Raw genomic sequence first — 25289 nt, forward strand, 5'->3', positions numbered from 1 at the left:
GGTCAACCTTGTAAAAGGTGGCAGGTCCTGCGGTGGAGCCAGGAACCGGGGCAAACGTTCAATTACGTGCATTGAGTACTGAGCGTACCCGCTGCGCGAGGGCATCAGGGCTATAGGGTTTACCCAGCAGGTGAATATCGGCTCCCAACTGGTGATTGCTGGAAAGCACGTCGCGGGTATGCCCGGAGGTAAACAACACAGCAACGGGCGGCTGTTGTACCTTGGCCCACTCGGCCAGGTCCGTGCTTTTGAACCGCCCCGGCATGACCACGTCGGTAAAGATCAGGTCCGGCCGCAAACCGGTGCGCAGCATCAACATCGCGTCATCGCCGTCCTCGGCAGTGAGCACCGTGTAGCCGGCCTGTTGCAGCAACTCCACCGCCGCGGCACGTACACCTTGGTTGTCCTCCACGACCAGGATGGTTTCGCGGCCGCCTTCCTGCAACACCACCTGGGCAGGCGTTTCCTCGCTTTCCGGCTCAAGGCTGTGGGGGAAGTACATCTGCACTACGGTGCCCTGGCCCGGCTCGCTGCTGACCTGCACATGCCCGCCACTTTGCTTGACGAAACCAAACACCATGCTCAAGCCCAGGCCGGTGCCGTGACCGTCTGGCTTGGTGGTAAAGAACGGCTCGAAGACCCGCCGCAGCACCGCCGGCGACATGCCGGCCCCGGTGTCGCTGACAGACAAGCGCACATATTCACCGGGGGCAATCCCGTTGCGGCTGCCCTCCTCGGGCGACAAGGTGATGTTTTCACCAGTGATGCGGATCACCCCCTCGCCCTTCATGGCATCCCGGGCATTGATCGCCAGGTTGAGCACGGCATTTTCCAGCTGATTGCGGTCGACATGGATGCACCACGGGTCTTGCGGCAATTGCACATCGATCTGGATGGTTTCCCCTAGTGCCCGCTGCAGTAACTCACCCAGGCCTTCATAAATGCGCCGGGGGTTGAACACCGCCGGTGACAGGGGCTGACGCCGGGCAAACGCCAGCAGTTGCGAAGACAGCTTGGCGCCGCGCTCGACGGCAGCCAGGGCAGCGCCGACGCGCCGTTGTACCTGGGGGTTGTCCCGTTCATGGCGAGCCAGCAAGTGCAGGTTGCCGGCAATCACCTGCAGCAGATTATTGAAGTCATGGGCCACGCCCCCCGTCAGCCCGCCAATGGCCTCGAGCTTCTGCGACTGGCGCAACTGGTCCTCGGCGGCCGAGCGCGCCTGGACTTCGGCGGCGACGCGCTGCTCCAGATTGTGGGTGAGCTTGAGCAGGGACTCTTCCGCGATCTTGCGCACATGGATATCAATGATCACCCCGGGAAAGCGCAGCGGCTGCCCCTGCGCATCCAGTTCGCAGCGCCCGCTGGCCAGTACCCACAGATAGCTGGCGTCAGGGCGCCACACGCGAAATTCGACGTTATATGACCCGCCGGCTTCCAGGGTGCGGGCGATCAGGCGGCTGACCCGCGCCAGGTCATCGGGATGGATGATCTCGGTGGCGGTGGCGATGGGCAGGCCCTGCTCCACATCGTCCATGGACAGGCCCAGGGTGCGGGCGAAACGCTCGTCTCCCGACAGGCGATCCGGCAACACATCCCAGACAAATGAGCCCAGCAACGCCCCGGCATTGAGCGCCAGTTGCAAACGCTCGTCCGCCACACGGTAGGCACCCTCGGCTTCCTGGCGCAAACGCTCGGACAGCACGTGCGCGGTGGTCTCCACGACAATCGCCAGCACCCCGGCCGGCTGCTGGTCGTCACCGGCTACCGGGCTGTAATAGAGGTCCAGCCACAAGTCTTCGGGTTGACCATTGCGCAGCAGCGTCAAGGCCTTGTTGCGATAGGACAAGGTGCCGCCGGCCAGGCAGGTGCTCATGACATGCCGGTTGAAATCGGCCACTTCCGGCCAACCCTGCTCCACCGGCATGCCCAACAGGGACGGATGCCGGCCGCCGGCAAACACCGAGTAACTGTCGTTGTAGATCATGTACCCGGCGCGCCCCCAGAGCATCACCATCGGCACCGGCGAGGCCAGGAGCATCTGCACGGCACAGGTCAGGCTGGTGGACCAACTGTCAATCGAGCCCAGGTCCGTGTTCGACCAGTCAAAGGCACGAATCCTTTGGGCCATTTCACCGCCCCAGCCGTCACAACCATGGGTATTGGATAAAAATTGCATGGACCCTGCTCATACAAAGAGAAGACGTTCGCCAAGGTTGGAGCATAGCGGTGCTGGATGGTTTCACTCTGTATCAATGTGGCTAGGGGGCTGCCCCTCGCTGGGTTGCGCAGCAAGCTCCAGAACCTGCCACCTTGGGGTGTCTGGTGGAGCATGGTGAGGGGGTTGGGGTGGCTTTGCCACCCAGCGCGGGGCAAGCCCGCTCGCCACATAAAGACGGTGGTCCACAGTAAGTTCGGGGGGGCGGCAAGTTTCTTGTGGCTAGGGGGCTCGTCCCCCGCTGGGTTGCGCAGCAGCCCCAGAACCTGCCACCTCGGGTGTCTGGTGGAGCATGGTGAGGGGGTTGGGGTGGCTTTGCCACCCAGCGCGGGGCAAGCCCGCTCGCCACATACAGCCCGCTCGCCACATAATGCCAGTGGTACATAGTAGGTTCCAGGGTGCTGCAAGTTCCCTGTGGCCAGGGGGTGTTTTTTGAAAGAAGAGCGTTGTGCCCCTCAGCGAAAATCCCGGCTACGCACGCTGATCCCCGCCAACAGTGGCGTCAGGTCGCTCAAGCGGCCAGCGATCAAATGGCGGACTTCGCCCACCGCTTCCCAGCGACCATCCACCTTGAGCAGCCGTGAGTTCACCAGCACCTGGCGCTGACGCTCGGCCAGGTCGCGCCAGACCACCACGTTGATGTTGCCAAACTCGTCTTCCAGGGTCACGAAGGTCACGCCGCTGGCAGTGCCCGGGCGCTGGCGCCCAGTGACCAGGCCGGCAACGCTGACATTGCGCCCATGCTCCACCGCCTGCAGTTCCTGTGAACTGCGGCAGCGCCGCGCGTGCAATTGATCACGCAACAGCGCCAAGGGATGGGGCCCCAGGGTGGTGCCCACGCTGGCATAGTCGGCGTACAGGTCTTCGCCGACACTGGGTGCCGGCAGTTGCACCGCCTCTTCCTGCGGGCTCGATGCCCCGGCAAATAATCCCAGTTGCTTCTCCACCCCGGCCACGTCCCAGCGCGCTTGATGCCGGTGCCCGGTCAACTGACGCAAGGCCCCGGCATCCGCCAGCAGTTCCTGGGCCCGGCTGTCCAGTCGGGCGCGCTCGCCCAGGTCGGCGATATCGCGAAACCCTGCGCCCTGACGGGCTTTTTCGATACGCCGGCCCTCGTCTTCGCGAAAGCCGCTGATCATGCGCAAGCCCATGCGAATCGCCGGTTGCTGGCCGTCGATGGGTTCCAGGCTGCAATCCCAGTCACTGGCGGTCACGTCCACCGGGCGAATCTGCAGGTGATGGCGGCGCGCATCCTGCAGGATCTGGTCCGGGCTGTAGAACCCCATGGGCCAGCTGTTGATCAGGGCGCAAGCGAACGCCGCCGGCTCATGGCATTTGAGCCAGCAACTGGCGTAGGTCAGCAAGGCGAAACTGGCCGCGTGGGATTCGGGAAAACCATAGCTGCCAAAGCCCTTGATCTGCTCGAACACCTGGGCGGCAAAGGCCTCGCTGTAGCCGTTGTTGAGCATGCCGGCGCGCAGCCGCTGGCGATGGGGCTCCAACCCGCCATGGCGCTTCCAGGCCGCCATCGAGCGGCGCAACTGGTCAGCTTCGCCGGGGGTGTAGTCCGCCGCGACAATGGCGATCTGCATCACTTGCTCCTGGAACAGCGGGATACCCAACGTGCGCTTGAGTACCGCCTCCAGCTTGGGCGACGGATAGGTCTCGGGTTCTTCCTTGTTCCGTCGGCGCAGATACGGATGCACCATGCCGCCCTGGATCGGCCCGGGGCGCACGATGGCCACCTCGATCACCAGGTCATAGAACGTCTTGGGCTTGAGCCGGGGCAGCATGGACATCTGCGCCCGTGACTCGATCTGGAATACGCCGATGGTGTCGGCGCGGCTGATCATCGCGTAGGTTGCCGGATCTTCCGAGGGCACCGTCGCCAGTGTCAGGTCGCGGTGACGATGGCGGCGCAGCAGGTCGAAGCAGCGGCGGATCGCGCTGAGCATGCCGAGGGCCAGGATATCGACCTTGAGCAGGCCCACGGCGTCCAGGTCATCCTTGTCCCATTGGATGATGGTGCGTTCGGCCATGGCGGCGTTTTCCACCGGCACCAACGTGTCCAGCGGTTGCTCGCAAATCACGAAGCCACCGGGGTGCTGGGACAGGTGGCGCGGGAAGCCGATCAGTTGCTGGGTCAAGCCCAGGACCCGTCGCAAAACCGGGCTGTCCGGGTCAAAACCACCCTCGCGCAAGCGCTCCAGGGGCGGCGCTTCATCGCTCCAGCGCCCGCAGCAATCGGCCAGGGCATTGACCTGATCCGGTGGCAGGCCCAGGGCCTTGGCCACATCACGCACCGCCCCGGCCCCGTGGTAGCTGCTGACCACTGCGGTCAAGGCCGCGCGGCGCCGGCCATAGCGCTGGAACACGTATTGCAGCACCTCTTCGCGGCGTTCGTGCTCGAAGTCCACATCGATATCCGGCGGCTCGTTGCGTTCCCGGGACAGGAAGCGCTCGAACAACATGTTCATCCGGCTGGGATCGATTTCGGTGATGCCCAGGGCAAAGCACACTGCCGAGTTGGCCGCCGAGCCACGGCCCTGGCAGAGGATCGAACGGCTGCGGGCGTAGCGCACGATGTCGTGCACGGTAAGGAAATAGCTTTCGTAGCCCAGGTCGCTGATCAACTCCAGTTCATTATCGATCTGCTCCAGGGTCTTGGCTGACGCCCCCTCGGGCCAGCGCTGGCTGATGCCCTCTTCGGTCAAGGCGCGCAGCCAGGACTTGGCGCTCTGCCCTTGCGGCACCAACTCCCTGGGGTATTGATAGCGCAACTGGCCCAGGTCGAAGGTGCAACGGCGGGCGATCTGCAGTGACGCCTCGAGCAAGCACGCCGGATACAGCGCACCGATCGCCTCCAGGCTGCGCAAGTGCCGCTCGCCATTGGGGTGCAGGCGCTCGCCGGCTTGCGCCACCGGCAGATGGTGCCGGATGGCGGTCATGGTGTCCTGCAAGGCGCGCCGGCTCCGCACATGCATATGCACATCGCCACAGGCCACGGTTGGCAGGCCCAGGCTGGCAGCCAGTTGCAGACGCTGTGCCAGGCGGCGGGCATCGTCCTGGGCGCAATGCAGTTCTATCGCCAGCCATAGCTGTTGATTGAAGGTGTCGCACAACCACTGGCCATCGGCAGGTGTATCACCCTCCTCGGCCAGCCACAGCACCAGCAACCCCGGTACCGGGTCGGCGAAGTCTTCGCGCAACAGGCGGTACTGGCCTTTTTCGGCACGGCGCCGGGCCTGGGTGATCAGCCGACACAGGTGCTGGTAGCCCTGTAGGTTCTCCACCAGCAACACCAGTTTCGGGCCGTTCTCCAGGCGCACCTCACTGCCGACGATCAACTCCAGCCCGACCTCCTTGGCCGCCTGCCAGGCCCGCACGATACCGGCCAGGGTGCATTCGTCGGTGATTGCCAGGGCGTGATAACCCTGCTGCTTGGCGCGCTCGAACAACTCGCGGGCACTGGACGCACCGCGCTGGAAGCTGAAGTTGGACAGGCAATGCAGCTCGGCGTAGCCCTGCATCATGCAAACCAACCCTGCAGCCACAACCCGGCGCTGTCACCCACGGTGCGATAAGCCCAGCCTTGCTGCCCGGCGCGGGTACGCACCAGGTAGTAGTCGCGGCGGATATCCGCGCCATCCCACCAACCGGACTCGATGCGCTCCGGGCCCAGCAGGATCTGGACACCCTGCTCGGCCAGCAAGGTCGGCTCATTGAGCAACCAGCCAGGGCGTTGCACAGGGCTCAAGGGTGGGCAGACGCGGCTGTCGCTGCCCGCTAGCCAGGCACAGTCGGGGCGATGGTCAGCATGAAAGCGCAAGCCCTGCACCGCCTCATCCCCCAGGCGCGCCCGCAGACGCTCGCGCAATTGTGCCCAGGGCAGGGTTTGCTGCGGGCGCTCGTCGAACAGGTCCTGGCGCTGGGGCACAAACACCGGCAGGTCCTCGGCCAGCAGGCGCAGGGCATGTACGGGCGCGGCCACTAGCACCTGCTCCAGGCGGCCACGGGCCAGTTCAAACAGCATCGAAGGTTCGCGCTCGGCACTCAGCAGGCCCACCGTGATCACGCTGTCCGGCGCCTCGGCATGCTCCAGGTGCAGGGCAAAACGCTGCACGCCACTGTCGCGGCCACAGAGGAACGCCGCCAGGTCGCCGGTCAGGCGCCGCAAGGGAAACAGCAGGGCCTGGTGGGACTGCACATCGAAATTCAATTCGATGCGCAGGTCAAAACGATCCGGCGGCTGATAAAAATCCAGGGCCAGCGGCCGTTGCCCGGTCAAGGCATCCAGGTGCTTGAGCAACCCTGCGTCAAACCGCCGGGCCAAGGTATGCCGGGGCAACGCCTGCACTTGGGCCAGGGTCCGCAGGCCCATGCGCGACAAGGCCGTGGCGGCTTGCGGGTCGATGCCGACGCGATCGATGGGCATCGGCCCAAGGGCTTGCTGGAGGCCCTCGGCATCGGCCACGGCCAGGCTGTCGTAGGCATTGGCCAATACGCGCGCGGCGGCCGGGTTGGGGGCGGCAACGATACGGTGGCGAAAGCCCAGGTCGGTCAGTTCCTCGCGCAAGCGTGCTTCCAGCAGCGGCCACGGCCCGAACAGGCCAAGGCTCGACTCGATTTCAAACAGCAAGGCCCGCGGATAGAACACGCTGACCTGGGAGCTGAAACCATAGGCCCAGGCCGCGAGCAGTTGCTGGCAGCGGTCGATCTCCACCGGGTCGTATTCGACGCAGGCAAAGGCCTTGGTCAGGGCATGGGCCGCCGTCAGGGATTGGCCGGGGCGCAGGCCCAAGGCACGCGCGGCGGCATTGACGGTTTGCAGCACCCGCCGTTGTGGCGGGCCGGCCAACAACGCCAAGGGTTGCTCGGGCTCGGGGCGCTGACGCAAGACCCCGTCCAACGCCAATTGCGGGAAGACAATACACACCCAGCGCATATCAACCTCAGTGCCCGCTGGCCAGGGCAATGGGCGCGGGATGGGCCAGGCCACCCCGGCACTTGAGTACCCGCACTTGGTGCGGCTCGACGGCCAGGCGCAGGGCCGCCGGTGACGGGTTGATCGCCTCGCCCATGGCCCGCCAGGCAAACGCCAGGGTCTGGCCGGTCTCGGCAGCCACCTGCAAGCGGCGCAAGGCCCGGTCATCGGCCTTGCGCGGCCAGCACAGCACCGCGCCGCAACTGCCAGAACGCAGGCATTGCTCGGCCGCCCACAAGGCATCGCGCTCATCGGCCTGGATCACCGAGAGCTGGCGCAGGTCCACCCCGGCGTTCTGCCAGGCGTGGGGGTATGGGGTATACGGTGGTGCCACAAGCACAATGCGCTCGCCGGCCGCCGACAGCCGCGCCAGGGTCGGCCAGACCAGTTGCAACTCACCCACGCCCTGCTGGGCCACGAGGATTTCGCTCAAGGCCGCTTCTGGCCAGCCACCGCTGGGCAACACCGCATCCAGGGCCGCCAGCCCCGTGGGATGCACACTGGCCGGCGGCGCGGCCGGCCGCCCCTTCCAGACCCGCCCGCCATTGAACAGCGAGTCCAGTGCAACCACGGCGCCCATCAGCCTGGCCTCACCAGGCCACAGAACACACCCTCGATGGCCAGGTCCTGGTCGGGACGGACCACGATAGGTTGATAAGCAGGGTTGCGCGGCAACAGACGCACACTGTCGCCCGCCCGCTCGAAACGCTTGATGGTGACTTCGCCATCCAGGCGCGCCACCACTATCTGCCCGTTCAGCGCCTCGGCACTGCGCCGCACGCCCACCAGGTCGCCATCGAGAATGCCGTCTTCGATCATCGAGTCACCCCGGACCCGCAGCAAGTAATCCGGGACCCGGGCAAAGGTCGCAGGGTCGAGCATCAACCGTGCGTGCACTTCGGCGTCGGCGCCGATGGGCAGGCCAGCTGCAACGCGGCCCAGCACCGGGACATCCAGCCATTCGGGGCGGGCCGGTTGATTGAGCAGGCGAATACCCCGGGCCTGGTTCGGGTTGACCTCGATAAACCCGGCCTCGGTCAACGCCAGCACGTGTTTGCGCGCCACACTGCGCGAGGCAAAACCGAAGGCCTCGGCGATCTCGGCGAGGCTGGGGGGCTGACCTTGCTGCGCGATACGCTCGCGGATGAAGTTCAGGATGGCGCAACGGCGGGGAGTGAGAGTCGTCATGGAGTACATTTGTACTCCTGTGGGAATTTTCTGACAATAGCCACTAGTCAGAAGCCCACCCACCTATCGCTGGGCTGGAATCCGCAGTTCGCCAGTACGGCATTGCGTCTTGATGCTCTGCGGGCAACCGGTAAAGCGCAGCTCCTTGCTCAAGCAGACCCGCACCTCCGACAACACCTTGCCCTTGCAGATCACAGCCATGCCGTGGCGCCCCATGCTGGGGTTGCTCTCGCGAAACAAAGCTTCAATGTCCCTGGCTGCAAGGGGGCCCGGCACATTGAAAGGCTCGAACGCCTGGGGAATCTGCACCACACCCAATGCCGTATCAGTCTTGTCCAGATACTCGGATGCATCTACGCCGCTGCATGTGCCGTGCTTGGCCCACTCATGCTTGAGCAGTTTCTCGGTGACAAACAATGACATGCCCTTGGCCACGTCCTCGGCCGACAACCGCGACTGCGGCAGGCAAGATGCCGGCCAACCGCCTCGCGCATATTGTGGCCACAGGCCATGCAACACAAAGCCGTAGCCCTTGCCCGTGCATTGCTGGTCCTGCGGGTGGGTGAGGCAAAAAGTCGGCGACCAGGACAGTGACAACACATAAAAATCAAAGTCCCCGGCTTGCCCCTGATGACGGGGGGCGGCATCAGCCAGGGCGGTCAATACCAGGCACAGGGCGATCCAGGAGGTTCTCCATCTCATCAAGCAAATCCTTAATTAAACTAAGCGGCCATTGTTATGAACGACTACCCCGCAACGCCGTCAGGTAACGCGCCGCCCTACTGTCGAAAGCTCAACAACTGTGGGTCACGGCTTGCGCTGCAACACCCGATCCATGATGCGGTCGGTCTTCAAGGCCTCGATCGCCAGTGCCGGGTGCACACTCTCGCCGCGGATATGCGCGTTCATACCCAGCACGTGGTGCCACTGGATATGGGGGTGATGGGCAATATGCAGGGTCTCGCTGACCTCGGCTTCGAGCTGCAACGGCTGCTCGTCGAACACTGAAAAAGTGATACGCCCTGTGCTGCCGATCAACTCGACCCGGTCCTCGCGCCGGTCAGCCACAAAGTTCCAGCAACCCATGCCCAACGCACCCGAGCTGAAGCTCCAGCAGGCAGTGACGGCGTCTTCCGCCACATAGCGCCCGGCCTGGCGCGCGGTATAACCCGTGACCTCGACGATATCCCCCGCCAGGTACTGGAACAGATCGAAACCGTGGCTGGCCAGGTCGGCAAAATAACCACCGCCGGCAATCGCCGGATCCGTACGCCAGTTGCTGGCATGGGTATCTGTCGGCGCTGGCGGCTTGCACAAGGTCCAGCTCAGGTGCCGCAACTCGCCAATGCGCCCTTCCTGCAGCCAGGTACGTACCTGCTGGAAGCGCGGCAGGGAGCGCCGGTAATAGGAGACAAACAGATGCAGCCCGGCCCGCTCGAAAGTGCGCTGCATCAAGGCGCTCTGCTCGGCATTCAGCGACATCGGCTTCTCGACGCAGCAATGCTTGCCCGCCGCCGCCACCAGCAGGCTGTATTCCAAGTGGCTGGCCGGTGGCGTGGCGATGTACACCGCATCTACTTCAGGGTCATCGATCAGCGCCTGGGCATCGGTGTAAAACCGGGCAATCCCGTGGCGTGCCGCATAATCGCGCACCGCTTCCTCACGACGCCCCATCACGGCGACCAGGGCCGAACCTGGCGCTTTGTAGAAGGCGGGTCCACTCTTGACTTCAGTAACACTGCCACAACCGATCATGCCCCAGCGGATGGTGCTCATCTGACTTTCCTTCACCGGTATTTTTTCAGTTGGGCAGTATCAGCGTTTTCCTGCACGGTCTCCAGCCTCTCCCCATAAAGACCCAGCATGACAATTGCATTACACTTTTGTGACAATCATCCAGCTGCGGGGGCACAGACGATGAAAATACGCGCAACGGTGATTTGCGAACACGAGGGGCACATTCTGTTCGTGCGCAAGGCCAGGTCGAAATGGGCATTGCCCGGTGGCAAGGTCGAGCGCGATGAGCGTCCGGTCGGCGCGGCCGAGCGTGAGCTGCAAGAGGAAACCGGGCTGCACGTGGATGGTTTGTTGTATCTGCAGGAGTTGAAGGCCAGTGACACGCTGCATCACGTGTTTGAAGCCTCGGTGGTCAACATCGACCAGGCCCGGCCCTGCAATGAAATCATCGACTGCCAATGGCATGCCTACAGTGCGCTGGAGCAGTTGGATGCGACCGACGCCACCAAGCGCATTGTCCGCTCGTTTCTACGCAGGCTCTGACGCCTAGCCGAATGCCGCAAACCCACGGCGCCCGGCCTTGAGCTCGGTGCGCAGCTCGCCGATCAGGTTGGAGATGGCACGGATGCTATCCAGGCCCTGGGGCGAGACGCCGGTCAACAGCAGGTCGACGCGACCAGACTCGGGCTCGAATACGCGAATGGTCAAGAAACCCTCGGGGTTGACGCTACAGTCGCAGGACAGCGGGACGAAACCAGACGCCATGATGCGGCTCAACTCAACGATGGGAATCATCCTGGGCACCCTTGTTCGCACATGACGCGATGGACGTGATCCCTGCAGGTTAGATCAGGTTATGCAACCCGTGTGGCCAATCCTACGAAAGTGTTAGCTACCCCACATTTTTGCGCGAAAGCGCTGGTGCAATGGCGTCAGAAAAACCACGCCGCAACCTCTCATCCGAGGTTGCCAGCGGCGCTTGATTCTTGGCAAGGATCACCAGATGCTCATGGTTTTTGCCGATCTGGAGCACCTCCATGCGCCGCGACATCCCGAGCGAGCCCGACAGCGCCGTGTACAAAACCCTGCTGGAGTCGACCAAGGCCATTCCCTGGCGCATCGACTGGCAGACCATGACCTTCAGCTACATCGGCCCGCAGATCGAAACGCTGTTGGGCTGGACGCCCCAGAGCTGGGTCAGCGTCGACGACTGGGTCGAACGCATGCATCCGGATGACCGCGAATACGTGGTCAATTTCTGCGTGTCGCAATCACGGGCCGGCGTCGATCACGAGGCCGATTACCGTGCCTTGACCAGCACCGGCAACTACGTGTGGATTCGCGACGTGGTGCATGTGGTACGCAAGGAGGGCGAGGTGGAGGCGCTGGTGGGCTTCATGTTTGATATCAGCGAGCGCAAGCAGACCGAGGAGCACCTGATCCGTCTGCAAAAACAACTGGAAGAGTATTCGTTCCAGGATGGCCTGACCGGCATTGCCAACCGGCGCATGTTCGACACCGTACTGGAGCGAGAGTGGAGCAGCGCCCTGCGCAGCCAGTTGCCGTTGTCGCTGATCATCCTCGATATCGACTACTTCAAGCAGTACAACGACCACTACGGCCATATCAAGGGCGACGAATGCCTGCGCCAGGTCGCGCGCACCTTGTCAAAAGCCGCCAACCGGCCACGGGATTTCATTGCGCGTATCGGTGGTGAAGAGTTTGTGTGGTTACTGCCCGAGACCGATGCAGCGTCGGCCAGGCGCGTGGCCGAGCGCTGCCTGCACCTGATCCGCCAACAACAGATCGAGCATGCTCATTCCAGCGTGTCGCCACTGTTGAGCTTGAGCCTGGGCGTGGGCACCACCACGGTCAAGCCAGGCAGCGAGGCCTTGACCTTTGTCGAGGAGGTGGACAAACAGTTGTATCAGGCCAAGCGCAATGGCCGGATGCGTGCTGAGTTTTTCGAAGCCACGGTGTGAGGCCAAATCGCGGGCAAAAAAAATCCCAAGTAGCTGATGGAAACTTGGGATTTAAAAATGCATAAACCGTGGGAGGTGAACGCCCGGCCATAATAACCACAGAGACAACTTGTAACAAGTTGATTAATAGCCTTTCGTCGGATTGAAACAGCGCTAAGTCATTCAATAACCACACATTTTTTATGGAACACGGCACTTGTCGTGCCACTTTTTGGTGCAACTTCCAAACTTGCGAGAGTAAAACCTTAATAACTATCGGGTTAATAAACATCTATGCATACCGCTGATGTTTTTGTAGGCGCCGGCTTGCCGGCGAAGCACCTGAGAGCACCACGGGGGACCAGACACCCCGCGTTATCGTTGACGCTTTTCGCTGGCAAGCCAGCTCCTATGTAGGTCTTGCGCCCTTCTATTTGCGCGCCAACTTGTAGCGCACGCACTCTTCATAAAAGCTCGACCGGACTGCCGCCGGCTTGAGACGCGAGGGGCTGTCATAGGTCTGCTCGGTGATGCCCATGGCCATCATGCGCATCCAGGACTTGTCGAACTTGTACCGCTGGATCTTCTGCCGCGCTGCATACAATGAAACGCCAGCCAACTTCAGCTCCTGGGCCCTGGCTGCCGTGCCCGCGCCCCAACTGCACATGTAGCGATCCCCTTCACGCAGCGCCTTGCCCTGGGCCGCCGCCGCCGCCGCCCCGCTGGCCAGGGCCAAGGCTAGCAGCGTGATTTTTACATTGCGCATTGGCATCCTACCTAACCACCTGAAAATAAAAGTGATTTTGGCGAAACATGCGGTAGACGGGGGCCAGCAAAATGCCTTCTTGACGTAATCCCCTCCCCGCCATGGTTGCCGCCCTACCCGCGCCTGACCATAATCGCGCGCCCCTATCCCCCTCACGCAAGGAAATGCCGTGAAGAAATTTCTTATGTTGGCCCCATTGGTATTACTGCTGCTGCAAGGTTGCGGCGTGACCATGACGCAATACGAGCCCAATTTCGACAACGTCCAGCGCCTCAAGCAGACACCCGCGTTGCAACCCATCAGCCAGGCCAAGGTCACTGCCGCCTCGGGCCAGGGTTCGTTGATGGTCCGGGCCAATCCGATCAGCTCGCCTGCCGGCAGTATCCCCGCTCACGTGCAGGCGGCAATCACCCAGGAACTGTCCCTGGCCGGCCTGCTGAATCAAAGCGCGCACCGGCGCCTTGACGTGCTGCTGGTGAAGAACGAGCTGACAGCGGGCATGGGTTCCGGCCACGGCATACTGGCCGCACGCTTTACCGTGCTCAAGGACGACACGGTGGTGTACGACGCCACCAAGGAAGTGACTAGCGTGTGGTCCAGTTCATTCTTCGGTCCCATTGCGATTCCGAATGCGGCGAATGCCTACAACCCGCTGGTGCGTGACTTGCTCAAGGCCTTGTACAGCGACCCGCTGTTCATTCAGGCACTCAAGTAAAAACACCAGGTAAAAAAAGGGAGCCGGTTAACCGGCTAATGCCGATCAGTTAAGCCTTCTCGCTTGACCTTTGGCCGCAAGAAATCAAAATCCGATGCCTGTACTGGCATCGGATTTTTTTATGCGTCTCGCTCGGGCACTGGAACTGACCCACAACATCGCCTCTACCCCCAACGCCATCGAGGGATTGGGTGCTTTGCTCGATCCTTCTCTGGTCGAACAGGCGCTTGAACAAGCTGGTGTGGCGACGCTGCGCAAGCGTCGTTTGCCTCTGGAAATGATGCTCTGGTGCGTGATCTCCATGGCGTTCTTCCGGCGCATGTCGGCCTGGGATGTGGTCAGTCGCATGAATATCATGTTGCCGGGTCAGCGCCCGTTGGTAGCGGCCAGTGCCGTAGCCCAGGCCCGTCAGAGATTGGGCAGCGAAGCTGTACGACAAGTCTTCGATTTGACCCAGAAAAGTTGGCATGAGGCAGCCGGTCACCCGACTTGGGCCGGTCTGCGTTTGTTGGGTGTCGATGGCGTTGTCTGGCGCACGCCCGATACGCCGGAAAATCGGGCGCGCTATGACTCCGCCAGCAACCAGCATGGCGACACCGGTTTTCCTCAGGTGCGCATGGTCTGCCAAATGGAGTTGACCAGCCATTTGCTGATTGGCAGTGCGTTTGAGGGCTACCGCAGCAACGAAATGAAACTGGCCGAGCAACTGATCGAAACCACCCCCGATCACTCGCTGACGCTGTTTGATCGTGGTTTTTACTCGTTAGGTTTACTGCATCGGTGGCAGCAGGCAGGTGTCGAACGCCACTGGCTGATGCCGCTGAAAAAAGGCTCGCAGTACGAGGTGATCCAGCGTTTGGGGCGCCAGGATGCGATTGTTTTGCTGAGCACTTCGCCGCAGGCCCGCAAGCAATGGCCTGGGTTGCCGGAGCAGCTGACCGCGCGACTGCTGAGCAAAACCGCCAGGGCAAGGTGTGTCAGATTCTGACCTCAATGGCTGACCCACTGCGTTTTCCTTCCGACGAGATCGTTGATCTGTACAGCCAGCGCTGGGAAATCGAATTAGGCTTTCGGGAAATGAAGCAGACGCTGCTCAACAGCAACTATACGCTGCGCAGCAAGACACCCGAGATGATCGAGCAAGAGTTGTGGGGCGTGTTGTTGGGCTACAACTTGTTGCGCTATCAGATGGTGGAAATGAGTCGCCACTGTCCTGGCATTTACCCGTGCGAAATGAGCTTTACCGCGTGTACCTGGGCGATTCTTGGGTTTATCAACAGCGTCTCGGCCGACCGTTCCGGGAACATCCCCAAGTATTTGGCCGAGCTTCATGCTTCAGCGCCGCACTACGTTCTACCGCATCGACGTGAGGAGCGCGTTTATCCTCGGGCGATTCGGCTGAAATCACCGAAGTATCCGATCAAAAATAAAAATGCCAGTCAGCTTAAGTGACTGGCATTAGCCGGTTAACCGGCTCCCTTTTTTTACAGCCCGGATCAGGCCCGTGGCACACCGGCATCCAGTGCCGAGTACTTCAGGTTATTGCTCTCGACCATCTGCTTGAGCAACGCATTGACCTGGCGGGTGAAGGTATCGGTCACCGCTTCTTTTGGCGTGTAGGCCATCATCGGGATAAACCAGATACCCAACCAGGTGTTAATCGCATCATGGTTGCTGCCTTTGCTCAGCGCCTGGCCCTGTGGGTCCAGGGCTTCCAGGCTCATGGTGTACTGGTCGGTACCCAGCGCCGGGATGATGGTGAAGGTGAAGCCGCTGATAAAGGCCAGTACCATCTGACCGCCACCTGGCGGATGGTTGTAGACCTTCAGGCGCAGGCTGTAGTCGCCTGGCTGCTTCTGGAACTCATCGAGGGTCACACGGCCGAACAGGCCGGAGTCGGTGAGGATTTTTTGCAGTTGCGGGCGCAGCATATCCCGCGCCTGAGGTACTTCAGCAGCGGCAGCGTTGGTCGGTTCGCCTTGATAAAAATCAAAGTCGACATAAACGTTTGGCTTGTTGGCGAAGCTCGCCTTCGATGGCAGGGTGACTGGCGCGACTTCGTCCTTGGTGAAGCTGGCGCAGCCACTCACTGCCAACATCATCAGGGCCAACCCCAGCATTTTTCCAATGTGCATTACGACTTCCTTAGTTGATGGAGCGTCTCCATGGCCGGAGGTGCTGGGGGCGGATAATAGAGAGTCAACGGCCCTGGTAAAAGGCCGCTGTAGGAAAAAACCTCATCAACTACCCGCGCTTACCACTGATACGTCGCACTCGCCTGCACCGTACGCTGCGAGCCGTACCAGCACCACGAGTACGAATAGCAGGACGCAACGTACTCTTTATCCGCCAGGTTGGTGGCGTTCACCGCCAGGCGCAGGTTGTCGCCCGGGGTGTTGATGTGGGGGATGTCGTAGTGCACCGACGCATCGAACAAGGTGTAGCCGGGAACCTTCAAGGTATTGGCGGTATCGCCCCATGACGAGCCCACATAACGCGCACCCGCCCCTACGCCGAAGCCCTTGAGGTTGCCATCATGCAGGGTGTAGTCGGCCCACACCGAGGCCGTGTGCCGTGGCACCGCGTAGGTGGTGGTGCCCTGGGTCGGCACGGCCGGGCCTACGCCAATGTCGGTGATCGGCGCATAGCGCACGGTGCTGTTGGATTTGCTGATGCGGTTATCGAGGTAGGCATAGGCCGCCGTGATATCCAGGTTGTCGTTGAGGCTGGCCTTGCCTTCAAGTTCAAAGCCACGGGAGCGCACTTCGCCGTCCTGGACCTGGCAGCGACCATTGCCGCACAGGTGGGTAGGATCCGGGTCCATGGTGGGCACGTTGTTCTGGCGCAGGTCGAAGATGGCAGCCGTGATAAAGCTGTTGCTGCCCGGCGGTTGGTACTTGATGCCGATTTCGTACTGCTTGCCTTCAGTGGGCTTGAACACCGAGCCGCCGTAGCCGGTACCGGTTTGCGGTGAGAAGGATTCGGAGTAGCTGGCGTATGGCGCCAGGCCGTTATCGAAGAGATAGACCACGCCCAGGCGACCGGTGAAGGCTTTGCTGTCCAGGGAGGATTTGGTTTTCTTGCCGTCGGTCAAGCTCAACGAGCTGTTATCCGAACTGGCCCAGTCATAGCGACCGCCCAGCAACAGTACCCATTTGTCCCACTTCGCCTGCTCCTGCAGGTACACACCGGTCTGCTCGCTACGCTGGGTCGCGTCGCTGGAAAATGCCGGGGTGGTCACCGGTGCACCATACACCGGATCGAAGATGTCCAGGTCCGATCCCTTGCCGTAACCGGCCTTGGTATCGACGCTGGTGTTCTGGTAATCCAGCCCCATCAACAACGTGTGCTGCACCGGGCCGGTGTCGAACTTGCCCTGCAACTGGTTATCCAGGTTGTAGGCGTCCATGTCGACATCGGTGGCGATGGTCGAGCGGGTCAACGTGCGGTAATCGGCCTGCAGGTTGCTGCTGTAGATACTGCGATAGATCCCTTCGCTACGCATATAACGGGCGTTCTGGCGCACGGTCCAGACGTCATCGAGGTGATGCTCGAAGGCATAGCCGATGGAGTAATGTTCGCGATCACTCTTCTCGAAATTTTTCTCGCCGTCATAGAAGTCGACATCGATCTTGCGCCCCAGCGGACTATGCAACACCGAACCCCACGCCGGCATCGACCCGTAGGACGCGCCCTTGGGATCCTTCTGGAAATGACCCAGCAGGGTCAGCGACGTGGCCTCGTTCGGGCGCCAAGTGAAGGCCGACGACAGCGACTGACGGCGGGTCTCGGTATGCTCGACCTGCCCGTCTGCATCATCGAACAACCCGGCGACGCGGTAGGAATACACCCCCTGGTCGTCCAGCGGGCCACTGAGGTCGAAGGTGGTGCGTTTCTTGTTGAAGGTGCCGTACTCCACGCCCACTTCATGGAACGGCGTATCCAGCGGGCGCTTGGTGACCAGGTTGATCACACCGCTGGGGCTGCCCTGGCCGTACAACACCGAGGCCGGGCCACGCAGGACCTCCACGCGTTCCAGGTCGAAGGCATCTTTTTGCGGCGAGGCATCGCGGCTCGATGCCACGCGCAGGCCGTCCAGGTAAGTCACTGGCGAGAAGCCACGGATGGTCAACTGGTCCAGGCGCGAGGCAGTGGCGCCACGGGTTTCCGGGACGACCGCAGCGCTGTAACGCAGGATCTGGTTGAGGCTTTCGGCATTCTGCGCACGCATCTGGTCCTTGGTGACCACCGAGATCGACTGTGGCGTCTCGATCAGCGCGGTGTCGGTCTTAGTGCCGGACAGGCTGCGCGTGGCGACATAGCCAGACACCGGGCCGATGGGGCTTTCACTTTGAGCAGCAGCGCTGATGGTGGTGGCCTGCAACTCCATCGAGCCCTCCGCCTGGGGGATCGGCTCGATGCGGTAGCGCTTGGCAGACAACGCCTGGGCACGCAAACCGCTGCCCGCCAGCAACTGGGCCAGTGCCGCGTCGCTGCTCAACTGCCCGCTCAAACCACTGCTGCGCTTGCCGCGGGTCAAGGCCGGATCAAAGGCCAGGACCAGCCCGGCCTGTTCGGCAAAGCCGTTGAGGGCCTGGCTCAGTTCACCGGCAGGGATCGAAAAATGGCTGCTTTCATCAGCCCATGCCGTGGGTATGGCAAGGGGTAAAGCGGCAAAAGCCATCGCCACCGACAGCGCCAGTGGGTGCAACGGACGAGCAAAGCGTGACATGAGAGGTCCTGGAAAATGGAGTTCTATATTCCATGACGGCCATGTCGGGAAATCGGGTATGAATGAGAGGGATTTTTATTTGAAGGGGCGTTTTCAGCCCGTTCAGAGGGGTTTGACCACCACCATCAGGTCGGTGAAATATTCCACCTTGATCGGCAGATTATCCGCCAGGGTCGCCAGCGCCGCGTCGCTGTCATCGAGCTTGAATACCCCCGACACGCGCATGCCTTGCAACGCTTGGGCGTCAAAACGCACCATCCCATGGCGATAGCTGGCCAGGGTCTGCAGCACTTCGCTCAACGGCCGGTCATCTACCGTGAGCAAGCCACGGGTCCAGGCAGCCGGGTCGCCACTGCCGACCGGTTGTGCCGGCTGCGCGCGGCCCTGCTTGAGGATCGCACGCTGGCCTGCGGTCACTTTCACCGCCGCGCTGTCGTTGCCTTTGGCGGCTACCGTTGACTCGATCACCGTGACCACGGTGGAGCCGTCCACTGCACGCTGGACCAGAAAGCGCGTACCCAGTGCCGTCGCCGTGCCCTGGTCGGTGCGCACCACGAATGGCCGTTGCGCATCCTTGGCCACCTCCACCCACATCTCGCCCTTGAGCAATTCGATCACGCGTTGCCGGCCGTCGAACTTCACGTCCAGCGCCGAGTTGCTGTTGAGTTGCACCTGGCTGCCGTCGGCCAGGGCGAGCTGACGCCGCTCACCGACACTGGTGCGTTGGTCGGCCATCCACAGGGGCAGTTGCTCGACGCCCGCCCAGCCGACCACCAGTACACCCAACAACCCCAGGACCTGCCCGCCGCGCACGGCATACCCAGGTTTGCGTGGGATAAAGGCCTGATTCAGCGCCAGGCGTGCCGGTTCGGCAGGCAGTTCATCGAGGCTGCCCCACAAAGCCCCCATGCGTTCGAAAGCCACCCGGTGACGTGGGTCGGCTGCGCACCAAGCCTTGAATGCCTCGCGATCGGCCGTGCTGACGTCCTCGTCGTTGAGTAACGCCAGCCACTGCGCCGCTTCGCTGACAATCTGTTCAGAGGACATCAAAGCGGGTCCGCGCCATGCAGCGTCTGGTAGCAATGCACCAGCGCGCTGGAGATATAGTTTTTCACCGTGCTGGGCGAGACCTGAAGCTGGGCGGCAATTTCACTGTAGGTCAGCCCGTCCAGGCGACTGAGCAGGAACGCCTCGCGGGCCTTGTCCGGCAGGCCGGCGAGCATCAGCGCTATGCGCTCCAGGGCCTGCAGCGCCACATGAATGGTCGCCGGGTCTGGCATGCCGGCGTCTTCGTACTGGATGGCCAGGGCTTGCATATAGGCTTTCTCGATCTTGCGCCGCCGCGCGCCGTCAATCAGCAAGCGCCCGGCTGTGGTCGCGAGAAATGCCCGGGGCTCCTGGATGTTGTGCGGTTCGGCCAGCAGCAATACCCGCACAAATGCATCCTGGGCAAGGTCCGCCGCATGCTGCGAGCAGCCGAGTTTCTTGCGCAGCCACCCCTGTAACCAGGAGTGATGGTCACTGTAGAGCGCGGTGAGTGTCTGCTGGCGGCGGGCCATATCACAGTCGGCCACAGGAAAGTCATGCATGCGCAAAAATTTCTCAAACAAGAAAGATTACCAATCGCGCAAACGATGACAGTAAAACGATGGCAGGGCAAGGGGGCCTTTGTGGCTTGGGGGCTTGTCCCGATGGGCTGCGCAGCGGCCCCAAACCTGCCTCATCGGTGTGTCAGGAAAATGGGATGTGCCTTATTGGGGCTGCTACGCAGCCCATCGGGACAAAGCCCCCTCGCCACGACAAGCTCTCTGGCATGACAGCCCCCCTTCATGGGGAGGCAGGTTAACGCAAGCTCCAGGAAACCCCGGCATATACGCCCATGCCGTCGCCCGGCGTCGAGCGCGCCATGTCGTTGCCGTGGTCGTCGTACCCCGGGGTCACGGTATTGGCGTAGCGCTGGTTGGTCAGGTTGCGCAGGTCGATCCAGGCTTGCCAGTCCTGTTTGGGCGCGTCATAGCCGATGGTGGCGCCCAATAAACCATAGGCTTTCGCGTAGTAGGAGTTGGCGTAGTCCACCGCCACCCGCGAGGAGTACTCGCCATTGAGGCTGCTGAAAAAGCCGCTGGGATGGCTGTAGCGCAACTGCGTCTGGTAGTAGTGCTTGGGGATGCCGGGCAGCGTGTTGTCGCCAAACCGTAGGTCGTCACGGTAGTGGAAGTTGCTATAGGTGTAGGCCTGGCGCAGGGCCAGGCGGCCAGCATTGCCACCGTCCCACAGCGGGCTGGTGAGGCTCAGTTCCACGCCTTGGTGGATGGTCGGGCTGGCGTTGGATTCGGCGACCACCTGCGACATGTCAGGCGTAGCCGCCTGGGTCTCGACACTGAGCAGTTCATGGCGCACCAGCGAGTGGTACAACGCCAGGTCCCATTGGCCAAACCAGGTTTCGCCGCGCCCGCCCACTTCCAGGGTGGTGGCGGTCTGGTTTTGCAGCTCCACGCCTTCGCGGGTCAAACCTGATGCCGGATTATTAGTCTCTTTAGGGAAGAACTTATTGGCCCCCCAGATCATCGACCAGGCATGTGGCGGCTCCACCGACCGGCTCAGGTTGCCATACACCTGCAACTGTGGATTGAAGTCATAGCGCAGGCCCACGCGCGGCGCATAGTCCCAGTCGTGGGTGCTCAAGGGGGCATGGGTCTCGGGATAAGTGACTTCGGTTTCACGACGGGTGTAGATCGCCGCCAGCCCGGTGGTCAGCCACAGGTCGGGCAGCAGTTCCAGGTCGTTGCTCACGTGCAACACCGTGTCCGACCCCAGGTAGCTGTAGTCACGGGTCTTGGTACCCGGAGCGAATGTGGCCGTGGTGCCGGTGGGCACGCGCACGTATTCCGACACGCCGTTATTGGGCATCCCCTGGGTAGTGCGCAGGCCGACCGTGGTCTTGCTGTCACGCCCCAGCAAAGTGTCCTGGCGGATGTAGTTCAAGGTACCGCTGATGTCGGTGTACGCCACCTTCAACCGGTTGGTGCCCTCGCGCAGGTCCATCGGGTAATCGTGGTACACCAGGCCCGCCTCGATACGCGCGTTATCGTCCAGTTGCAGGGTGGTCTTGTTGGCGATCCACGTAGAGCCCGGTTGCAAGCGCTTGGAGTCGCGCGCCAGGTTGACCGCGTTGGCCGCGCGCGGGCTGTGTTCGATCTGCTGGCGCGTGAGTTTGCCGGGGCTGTCGTTGGCGGTTTCGCGGTAGCGCAAGTAGAAGCGCGTTTCCAGGTCCGGGTTGAACCGGTAGCCGAAGTTGGCCGCCACACCCTTGCCACTGCCGGCGCTCTGTTGCTGGAAGCCGTCGTACTCGGCATCGGTCAGGCTGATGTAATAGTCGGCATCGCCCAGCACTTGCCCGGAGCTGATTTCCCGCTGGGCATAACCATGGCTGCCGGCCTCATAGCGCACGCGCAACTTGGGGGCATCGTAGCCTGTGCGGGTCACATAGTTGACCGCCCCGCCCAGGGCCAATGCGCCCCGGTCAAACCCGTTGGCGCCACGCAGCACTTCGACGCGGCTTAGCCATAACGGATCCTTGAGTTCGTAAGGCGTGCCGCCGGGGCCGGTGAGTGGCAGGCCGTCGATGGTTTCATACAGGCCGGACGCATGACTGCCAGGACCACGGTTGATGCCCGACCCGCGAATGGAGATTTTCGTCCCTTCGTTGTTCGCAGCCTTGGCGTAGATGCCGGCCTGGTACTTGAGCACATCTTCGTTGCTGCTGACTCGGCCCTGCTCGACGCTGGCCATGTCAACGTAGTTGGTCCCGCCGGGCACCTGCTTGAGTTGCGCCTGGGCCGCCTCGCCTTCGCTCAGCTCAGTGCTGGTGACTTGCAGCGGCGCCAGTTGCAGCGCCTCCTGGGCTTGGGCCAGGTGACTGATTGTCAGGGCGACGCCGAAACCGAGCCAACGAGGGGGGAGAAACAGCAAAGGTTGAGGCAGGCGCATGGGGCCGAATCCTGGAAAAGTTCAAGCGTTGGAAGAACATGGGATACGGCAGGTCACGTCTGTTTTTAAGTCCAAAATAGAATTAATAAATGCAAACTCAGTATTTAAGGAAATAAGCCGCACGCAGTAATGTGGAGCAACCGAGTCACCACCGTCAGCCGAGACTGCCCATGTCGATATCCGCCAACGTCATTGATTTCACCCTCCACCGCAAGCGCCGCCAGGCACGTGCAGCGGCCGAGCTGATGTGGGCAATGTACGCGGCGCGTGCCGGGCTGTCGGGGTTCACCTTGCAGACCAGCAACACATCCACCGATACACGCCGGGCGTAAGGCCGATGAGTTTTCTCCAGGCCATTCCCGAACGGCTGCCTCCCACCGTTGAACCCAAGGATTGCGCCACCCGCGACGACGATGCCATCGGCCAGTGCGTCGCGCATAACCTGCAGCGTCTGCGCAGCAAACGCTACTTATCCCTGGATGCGCTGGCCCGCGCCTGTGGAGTAAGCCGGGCGATGCTCGCGCAAATCGAGTCCGGGCGCAGTGTGCCGTCGATCAAGGTGCTGTGCAAAATCGCCAAGGGCCTGAAAGTGTCGGTGGCGGCGTTCCTGGAAAACCGCTCGTTCGAAGGGGTTGAACTACTGCCCGCCCACCAGAGCAAGCGCCTGGTGAGTGCCGATGGTACGTTCGTCAGCCGTGCATTGTTTCCCGACGACATGTCACGCCAGTCGGAATTCTATGAGATACGCCTGAGCGCGCGCGGTGAAGAGGTGTGCGAAGGCCGCAGGCCAGGAATCCAGGCAAACCTGGTGGTCGCTCAGGGCGTGCTGGAAGTCAGCGTCAACGAGGAGCGATACTTGCTGTCCACCGGCGACTCGATTCTGTTCTATGCCGACCAGCCCCACCGCTACCGCAACCCGGCAGACAGCGATGCGCTGGCGTTCCTGGTCATCATCCACCCCGAACGCCTGGACTGAACGCAAAAAGCCCCGCCTGAGCAATCAGGCGGGGCGTTTTCATGCCCGCGAACAGCCTGTCAGCAGGTGCAGCACATCATCGGCATGCCGTTGCAGCTCATCATCATCGGCATAGCGCAGTCATTCATCATTTTCTTCATCAGCATGCAGCAGTTGTCCATCATCGCCATGCTCATGCCGGGCATCGGCATCATCTTGCAGGTCATGCCATCGGCTTGCAGGGTGCATTCCATGACGCACTTCATCATCGGCATCGACATACCCATGGGCATGTTCATCGCCGGCATGTTGTTCATCATGGCCATGGTGTCTTGCGACATGCACATCATCGACAGATTGGCACACTGCATCATCATCGGCATGCCGCAGTTCATCATCATCGCCATCATTTCGGCGTTGTTCTTGAACATCGCCATGTCCATGCCGGCTGCCGGTTTCATCGTGCACATCATGGCATCACCGGTCATTTCGCACTGCATGGTGGCCATCATCATCGGCATGCCCATCATCGGCATCATCGGCATCGCGTTGTTCATTGGCATCTGCATGGCGTTCATCATGTTCGAAACTCCGTAATCGACAGGAAAGGACTAAATTCTGGGGCCGATTCTAGAGATGACGCATCACGCTGCAAGACGTCAGCCGAGCAGCGTAAATGGCTGCCAGACCGTCTACTCGTCACTTGCGGCAGACTTCATAGACGCGGCAGCAGACAGATACTTGTTATTGCATCCGCAGCCTACGCAGCAGCCTGGAAATGGACGCAATGGATATTCACTAAACAGCTATGTACCTTCGATAAGGAAATAAACGATCTAACCCTTGTGAAAATAGATGCCCGATGCAGGCTGGCGCGCAATATTGCGGTACTGTGCGGGGCCCGATCGTCGCTCCCCTATCGCCATTTTTCGAGGCCGACTATTTTTATGCGTCTGATGAATGTTGCCGGCGTATGCCTGCTTTCTTCGGTACTGATGGGCTGCCAACAGCGCCCACCCGCCAACGACCAACTGGATGCAGTGCTGTGGACCCAGACGTCCATCGAGCATGAGCTGATCTATCGCCAGGTGTTCGCCGACGCCACCCGCCAGCTCGACGTGGCCCTGGCCACCAAGGACTGGGACGCCCTGCCCTTTGCCCCGCGCAACCTGGCCGGGCTGCCGCCGGCGGTGATCGTCGATATCGATGAAACCCTCCTGGACAACGTGCCACTCAATGCCCGGGACATCGTCAACAACCAGGTCTACTCCTATGACCGCTGGAACACCTGGGTCGACCAGGCCAAGGCCCAGGCCCTGCCCGGCGCCGTGGCGTTTTTGCAGGCGGCCAAGCAACGCGGGATCAAGGTGTATTACCTGACCAACCGTGAGCACAGCCAGGTTCAGGCCACCGTCGACAACCTGCGTTTGCGCGGTTTCCCGGTAGAAAGCAATGAGCAGGTGCTGGCAGCCGCTACCCCGACCGGCCACTGTGAACAGGCGGGCTACGGCAAGAACTGCCGACGCCAATGGGTCGCCAGCCAGGCGCGAGTGCTGTTGATGGCTGGTGATTCCCTGGGGGATTTCGTCCAGGCCGAACACAACACCCTTGCCGCCCAACGCCGGGCGGTCGAACCCTACGCGGATTGGTTCGGCCAGCGCTGGTTCCTGCTACCGAATCCGACCTATGGCAGCTGGTACAGCGCCCCCTATGGCGACCGCGAAGATATTCCATTTGAGCAAAAGCGATTCTTCAAGCGTGAGGCCCTTCAATTACAGCAATAACCTGCTGTATGTAGGAGCCTGATTTGCCTGCGATGGCGTTGGATCAGCCACCAAAAATTGTGACTGAACCACCGCTTTCGCGGGCAAGCCCGCACACAGGGGGTTGCTGATAGGTCCGGGATTTTGGTCGCGACATGGACCTCATGTGGGAGCTGGCTTGCCTGCGATGGCGGTGCACCTGCCACCAAAAATTGTGACTGAACCACCGCTTTCGCGGGCAAGTCGAATCGTCGCACCGCCGCTCCCACAGGGGGTTGGTGGC

Annotated in this window: 22 protein-coding genes and 1 pseudogene; 8 read left to right on the forward strand and 15 right to left on the reverse strand. The window is 61.7% G+C overall.

From position 1 onward, the window contains the following. Positions 1-58 precede the first annotated feature (58 nt). The 7 genes from GDV60_RS15470 to GDV60_RS15500 all read right to left on the reverse strand — a co-directional run bounded on the left by GDV60_RS15470 (position 59) and on the right by GDV60_RS15500 (position 10163). Entirely contained in the window at positions 59-2176 is a 2118-nt protein-coding gene (locus tag GDV60_RS15470) for a PAS domain-containing sensor histidine kinase (protein WP_159908015.1), read from the reverse strand. A gap of 494 nt (positions 2177-2670) precedes the next feature. Then, positions 2671-5769 (reverse strand): error-prone DNA polymerase, encoded by a 3099-nt coding sequence (locus GDV60_RS15475; protein ID WP_218585570.1) that lies wholly within the window; start codon positions 5767-5769, stop codon positions 2671-2673. Further along, positions 5745-7160: a DNA polymerase Y family protein gene (locus tag GDV60_RS15480; RefSeq protein WP_159908019.1), complete on the reverse strand. Its 1416-nt coding sequence runs from the start codon at positions 7158-7160 to the stop codon at positions 5745-5747. The genes GDV60_RS15475 and GDV60_RS15480 overlap by 25 nt, the downstream gene beginning before the upstream one ends. A 7-nt stretch (positions 7161-7167) precedes the next feature. Next, positions 7168-7779, reverse strand: a complete 612-nt coding sequence (imuA, locus tag GDV60_RS15485) for a translesion DNA synthesis-associated protein ImuA (RefSeq protein ID WP_092239267.1) — start codon at positions 7777-7779, stop codon at positions 7168-7170. After that, on the reverse strand, positions 7779-8396 hold the full coding sequence (lexA, locus tag GDV60_RS15490; RefSeq protein ID WP_159908021.1) for a transcriptional repressor LexA: 618 nt from the start codon (positions 8394-8396) through the stop codon (positions 7779-7781). Before lexA ends, imuA begins: the two co-directional genes overlap by 1 nt. A gap of 54 nt (positions 8397-8450) precedes the next feature. Beyond that, complete coding sequence (locus GDV60_RS15495) at positions 8451-9089, reverse strand: ribonuclease T2 (protein ID WP_159908023.1); 639 nt, start codon at positions 9087-9089, stop codon at positions 8451-8453. 105 nt (positions 9090-9194) lie between these two features. Further along, on the reverse strand, positions 9195-10163 hold the full coding sequence (locus GDV60_RS15500) for a Gfo/Idh/MocA family protein (protein WP_029293679.1): 969 nt from the start codon (positions 10161-10163) through the stop codon (positions 9195-9197). Between the two features lie 141 nt (positions 10164-10304). Between GDV60_RS15500 and GDV60_RS15505 the strand changes: the two genes are divergently transcribed. After that, positions 10305-10667, forward strand: coding sequence for an NUDIX hydrolase (locus tag GDV60_RS15505; RefSeq protein WP_029293678.1), 363 nt, complete (start codon positions 10305-10307; stop codon positions 10665-10667). Positions 10668-10670: 3 nt separating this feature from the next. Here GDV60_RS15505 and GDV60_RS15510 read toward each other — a convergent pair whose 3' ends face one another. Together GDV60_RS15510 and GDV60_RS15515 are read right to left on the reverse strand one after the other, a co-directional pair. After that, on the reverse strand, positions 10671-10919 hold the full coding sequence (locus GDV60_RS15510; RefSeq protein WP_029293677.1) for a DUF1652 domain-containing protein: 249 nt from the start codon (positions 10917-10919) through the stop codon (positions 10671-10673). A 97-nt stretch (positions 10920-11016) separates the two neighbouring features. Continuing rightward, positions 11017-11163: a hypothetical protein gene (locus GDV60_RS15515; RefSeq protein ID WP_159908025.1), complete on the reverse strand. Its 147-nt coding sequence runs from the start codon at positions 11161-11163 to the stop codon at positions 11017-11019. Between GDV60_RS15515 and GDV60_RS15520 the strand changes: the two genes are divergently transcribed. Next, entirely contained in the window at positions 11162-12106 is a 945-nt protein-coding gene (locus GDV60_RS15520) for a sensor domain-containing diguanylate cyclase (RefSeq protein ID WP_159908027.1), read from the forward strand. The genes GDV60_RS15515 and GDV60_RS15520 overlap by 2 nt on opposite strands. 409 nt (positions 12107-12515) lie before the next feature. On the opposite strand, the gene GDV60_RS15525 is transcribed toward GDV60_RS15520, so the two are convergent. Continuing rightward, positions 12516-12851 carry a hypothetical protein gene (locus GDV60_RS15525; RefSeq protein ID WP_104910362.1) on the reverse strand — a complete coding sequence of 112 codons (336 nt, stop codon included), beginning with the start codon at positions 12849-12851 and terminating at the stop codon, positions 12516-12518. Positions 12852-13020: 169 nt separating this feature from the next. Here GDV60_RS15525 and GDV60_RS15530 point away from each other — a divergent pair, with 169 nt between their 5' ends. Both GDV60_RS15530 and GDV60_RS15535 read left to right on the forward strand, forming a co-directional pair. Then, complete coding sequence (locus GDV60_RS15530) at positions 13021-13566, forward strand: hypothetical protein (protein ID WP_029293674.1); 546 nt, start codon at positions 13021-13023, stop codon at positions 13564-13566. Between the two features lie 121 nt (positions 13567-13687). Further along, a pseudogene (locus tag GDV60_RS15535) lies at positions 13688-15018 on the forward strand (IS4 family transposase). 44 nt (positions 15019-15062) lie between these two features. Here GDV60_RS15535 and GDV60_RS15540 read toward each other — a convergent pair. The 5 genes from GDV60_RS15540 to GDV60_RS15560 form a co-directional block, all read right to left on the reverse strand. After that, a complete protein-coding gene (locus tag GDV60_RS15540; RefSeq protein ID WP_029293673.1) occupies positions 15063-15701 on the reverse strand; it encodes a hypothetical protein in 639 nt (212 codons plus the stop codon). Between the two features lie 119 nt (positions 15702-15820). Next, positions 15821-18298, reverse strand: coding sequence for a TonB-dependent siderophore receptor (locus GDV60_RS15545; protein ID WP_159908029.1), 2478 nt, complete (start codon positions 18296-18298; stop codon positions 15821-15823). A 102-nt stretch (positions 18299-18400) separates the two neighbouring features. After that, the gene (locus GDV60_RS15550; protein WP_029293671.1) at positions 18401-19345 is read right to left on the reverse strand and encodes a FecR family protein; all 945 of its coding nucleotides are present in this window, start codon (positions 19343-19345) and stop codon (positions 18401-18403) included. Further along, positions 19345-19887 (reverse strand): sigma-70 family RNA polymerase sigma factor, encoded by a 543-nt coding sequence (locus GDV60_RS15555; protein ID WP_104910364.1) that lies wholly within the window; start codon positions 19885-19887, stop codon positions 19345-19347. The genes GDV60_RS15550 and GDV60_RS15555 overlap by 1 nt, the downstream gene beginning before the upstream one ends. A gap of 253 nt (positions 19888-20140) precedes the next feature. After that, positions 20141-22288, reverse strand: a complete 2148-nt coding sequence (locus GDV60_RS15560; protein ID WP_159908031.1) for a TonB-dependent receptor domain-containing protein — start codon at positions 22286-22288, stop codon at positions 20141-20143. Between the two features lie 170 nt (positions 22289-22458). Here GDV60_RS15560 and GDV60_RS26580 point away from each other — a divergent pair, with 170 nt between their 5' ends. The 4 genes from GDV60_RS26580 to GDV60_RS15575 all read left to right on the forward strand — a co-directional run bounded on the left by GDV60_RS26580 (position 22459) and on the right by GDV60_RS15575 (position 25027). Further along, positions 22459-22620: a hypothetical protein gene (locus GDV60_RS26580; RefSeq protein ID WP_166647865.1), complete on the forward strand. Its 162-nt coding sequence runs from the start codon at positions 22459-22461 to the stop codon at positions 22618-22620. A 5-nt stretch (positions 22621-22625) separates the two neighbouring features. Next, positions 22626-23264: a helix-turn-helix domain-containing protein gene (locus tag GDV60_RS15565; RefSeq protein ID WP_159908033.1), complete on the forward strand. Its 639-nt coding sequence runs from the start codon at positions 22626-22628 to the stop codon at positions 23262-23264. A 66-nt stretch (positions 23265-23330) separates the two neighbouring features. After that, positions 23331-23840: a hypothetical protein gene (locus GDV60_RS27005; protein ID WP_029293667.1), complete on the forward strand. Its 510-nt coding sequence runs from the start codon at positions 23331-23333 to the stop codon at positions 23838-23840. 350 nt (positions 23841-24190) lie between these two features. Continuing rightward, the gene (locus GDV60_RS15575; protein WP_159908035.1) at positions 24191-25027 is read left to right on the forward strand and encodes a 5'-nucleotidase, lipoprotein e(P4) family; all 837 of its coding nucleotides are present in this window, start codon (positions 24191-24193) and stop codon (positions 25025-25027) included. The last annotated feature ends 262 nt before the right edge of the window (positions 25028-25289 follow it).

Origin of the sequence: Pseudomonas sp. DTU12.1 (assembly GCF_009873475.1) — a bacterium.
Lineage (GTDB): Bacteria > Pseudomonadota > Gammaproteobacteria > Pseudomonadales > Pseudomonadaceae > Aquipseudomonas > Aquipseudomonas proteolytica.

Bases quoted from the DNA above. Each gene is read 5' to 3' on its own strand.
- GDV60_RS15470 (WP_159908015.1), bottom strand. From the start codon at position 2,176: ATGCAATTTTTATCCAATACCCATGGTTGTGACGGCTGGGGCGGTGAA.
- GDV60_RS15480 (WP_159908019.1), bottom strand. From the start codon at position 7,160: ATGCGCTGGGTGTGTATTGTCTTCCCGCAATTGGCGTTGGACGGGGTC.
- imuA (WP_092239267.1), bottom strand. From the start codon at position 7,779: ATGGGCGCCGTGGTTGCACTGGACTCGCTGTTCAATGGCGGGCGGGTC.
- lexA (WP_159908021.1), bottom strand. From the start codon at position 8,396: ATGTACTCCATGACGACTCTCACTCCCCGCCGTTGCGCCATCCTGAAC.
- GDV60_RS15495 (WP_159908023.1), bottom strand. From the start codon at position 9,089: ATGAGATGGAGAACCTCCTGGATCGCCCTGTGCCTGGTATTGACCGCC.
- GDV60_RS15500 (WP_029293679.1), bottom strand. From the start codon at position 10,163: ATGAGCACCATCCGCTGGGGCATGATCGGTTGTGGCAGTGTTACTGAA.
- GDV60_RS15505 (WP_029293678.1), top strand. From the start codon at position 10,305: ATGAAAATACGCGCAACGGTGATTTGCGAACACGAGGGGCACATTCTG.
- GDV60_RS15510 (WP_029293677.1), bottom strand. From the start codon at position 10,919: ATGATTCCCATCGTTGAGTTGAGCCGCATCATGGCGTCTGGTTTCGTC.
- GDV60_RS15520 (WP_159908027.1), top strand. From the start codon at position 11,162: ATGCGCCGCGACATCCCGAGCGAGCCCGACAGCGCCGTGTACAAAACC.
- GDV60_RS15515 (WP_159908025.1), bottom strand. From the start codon at position 11,163: ATGGAGGTGCTCCAGATCGGCAAAAACCATGAGCATCTGGTGATCCTT.
- GDV60_RS15525 (WP_104910362.1), bottom strand. From the start codon at position 12,851: ATGCGCAATGTAAAAATCACGCTGCTAGCCTTGGCCCTGGCCAGCGGG.
- GDV60_RS15540 (WP_029293673.1), bottom strand. From the start codon at position 15,701: ATGCACATTGGAAAAATGCTGGGGTTGGCCCTGATGATGTTGGCAGTG.
- GDV60_RS15545 (WP_159908029.1), bottom strand. From the start codon at position 18,298: ATGTCACGCTTTGCTCGTCCGTTGCACCCACTGGCGCTGTCGGTGGCG.
- GDV60_RS15550 (WP_029293671.1), bottom strand. From the start codon at position 19,345: ATGTCCTCTGAACAGATTGTCAGCGAAGCGGCGCAGTGGCTGGCGTTA.
- GDV60_RS15555 (WP_104910364.1), bottom strand. From the start codon at position 19,887: ATGCATGACTTTCCTGTGGCCGACTGTGATATGGCCCGCCGCCAGCAG.
- GDV60_RS15560 (WP_159908031.1), bottom strand. From the start codon at position 22,288: ATGCGCCTGCCTCAACCTTTGCTGTTTCTCCCCCCTCGTTGGCTCGGT.
- GDV60_RS26580 (WP_166647865.1), top strand. From the start codon at position 22,459: ATGTCGATATCCGCCAACGTCATTGATTTCACCCTCCACCGCAAGCGC.
- GDV60_RS15565 (WP_159908033.1), top strand. From the start codon at position 22,626: ATGAGTTTTCTCCAGGCCATTCCCGAACGGCTGCCTCCCACCGTTGAA.
- GDV60_RS15575 (WP_159908035.1), top strand. From the start codon at position 24,191: ATGCGTCTGATGAATGTTGCCGGCGTATGCCTGCTTTCTTCGGTACTG.